This is a genomic window from Cobetia sp. SIMBA_158, assembly GCF_046566945.1.
Classification (GTDB): Bacteria; Pseudomonadota; Gammaproteobacteria; order Pseudomonadales; family Halomonadaceae; genus Cobetia; species Cobetia amphilecti.
This window is the reverse complement of the sequence record NZ_JAWJYL010000799.1, coordinates 1-250: the sequence shown is the minus strand read 5'-3', so window position 1 is coordinate 250 and position 250 is coordinate 1. Positions and strand designations below refer to the sequence as shown.

1 protein-coding gene is annotated in these 250 nt (G+C 38.0%); it reads left to right on the top strand.

The window, feature by feature from the left end; genetic code table 11:
- Positions 1 to 250: TIGR04211 family SH3 domain-containing protein (locus tag R2R70_RS22025; RefSeq protein WP_410979200.1), on the top strand; the 250-nt coding region annotated here is incomplete at both ends.

Genomic DNA, 250 nt, shown 5'->3' with positions numbered 1-250 from the left:
GAAGCACAAACAGCGAGCTCATCAGATGCAAATACCGCTTACGTTATTGATACTTTGTATACATTTATGCGTTCAGGCGCGAGCAAAAATTATCGACTACTTGGCTCTGTAGACGCAGGAACAAAAATAACCGTACTATCTAGCGAAGAAAACGGCTTTATTAAAATAAAAGACGATAAAGACCGCGAAGGTTGGATTGAAACTAAATTTATTTCTACTACACCTGGGTTACATCAACAATACCAAGTTT